Source organism: Arthrobacter sp. TB 26, from assembly GCF_000427315.1.
In the GTDB taxonomy this organism is placed as follows: domain Bacteria; phylum Actinomycetota; class Actinomycetes; order Actinomycetales; family Micrococcaceae; genus Arthrobacter.
This window is the reverse complement of the sequence record NZ_AUPJ01000464.1, coordinates 246-1,690: the sequence shown is the minus strand read 5'-3', so window position 1 is coordinate 1,690 and position 1,445 is coordinate 246. Positions and strand designations below refer to the sequence as shown.

Below are 1,445 nucleotides of genomic sequence, written 5' to 3'. Positions count from 1 at the left end.
GCTCCCGCGGTCCGCTCGCTCACGGTCAGGACACACGCGACCTCCGCCGTCACCGCCATCTCCTGGCAGGCAGAGTCCCGCAGCGACGCCGGGGCCGCCAGGGTCTCGGTGGCCTGCAGATAGGCCGCGCCCAGTCTCACCTTCAACGCCGCGGCCCGCGCTTCCCACCGGGCGACCTCGGCCAGGCCGTCCAGGCAATCATCCGCCAGCTCCCGCAACGGATCGTCCGCCAACGGACCAGCATCCCGGTGAACACCGGCGCCGGACGGGCCACCGCCGTCAGCGCCGGCGCCGGAATCCAGCGCCGCGGCCAACACCGCGACGCCCGCCAGGGCCGCCCTGCCATCCGCGATGCAGTCCGTGCTTTCCATACACCAAAACTAGCGCGCACCACCGACATTTTTCCCGAAACCGGCAGGGCAACGGGACGGGCGCCGGCAACTGCCCGCGACCGGACGTGGATGGTCTTCAAAGCACAATCGCGTTCCCGGCCCGGACAAGGTCCACTGCCGTCGGAGCAAACTTTCCACGCCGCCGACGGTCAGCGACGCCCTGCTGCCAGGCACCTGTCTTCGCGCCCGCGTTCACTTGGTTCCTTGCGGTGGCTCTAGCCCAGCGCCCGGGGATGCGCGGCGGCGTAGATCTCCCGCAGGGTGTCCGCTGTGACCAGGGTGTAGACCTGTGTGGTGGTCACGGAAGCATGACCCAGCAGCTCCTGCACCACACGGACATCCGCACCGCCCTCGAGCAGGTGCGTGGCGAAGGAGTGCCGCAGGGTGTGCGGCGATACGGCCTTGGTGATGTTTGCTTTCTCTGCGGCCGTCTTGAGGATGGTCCAGGCGCTCTGCCGGCTGATCCGTCCGCCGCGGGCGTTCAGGAACAGCGCAGGCGTCCCCTTGCCCTTGGCAGCCAAAAGCGGCCGGCCGCGGACCAGGTAGGCATCGAGGGCGCGGGCACCGAACGATCCCAGCGGGACCAGCCGTTCCTTGGAACCCTTGCCGAAGAGCCGGACAATCGCGGGCCCGGCCTCGGTCCGTCCGTTCTGCTCTGGCGTGTGCAGGGAAATGTCGTCGACGTCGAGGCCCATGGCTTCGCTGATGCGGGCACCGGTGGAATAGAGGAACTCCAGCAGTGCCCGGTCCCGCAGGCCGGTGGCGGTGTCGGTGCCGACCGCGTCCAGGATCCGCGTGACCTCGTCGACGCTGATGGCTTTGGGCAGGCGTTTGCCGGGCATGGGCGGGTGGACGTCGCTCGCCGGGTCGGTGGGGGTGACGCCTTCGAGTGCCCAGAACTTGTGGAGCCCGCGCACGGCCACCACGGTCCGCGCCGCCGAGCGGATGCCCAAGGCTGAGCCGCCATCGGACCCGTCGGAGAGCGCCCGGACGAAGCCGGTGACGTCATGCCGGGTGATCTCGTCGGGGCGCTGGCGGCCCGTGTGGGCGAGG

The 1,445-nt window shown here is 70.1% G+C and carries 2 pseudogenes (1 of these 2 only partly in view); both read right to left on the bottom strand.

The window, feature by feature from the left end:
• Positions 1 to 371, bottom strand: a pseudogene (locus K789_RS0117825) (endonuclease); the annotation flags it as partial.
• Positions 372 to 607: 236 nt separating this feature from the next.
• Positions 608 to 1,445: pseudogene (locus K789_RS0117820) on the bottom strand (site-specific tyrosine recombinase XerD); it runs 83 nt beyond the window's last position.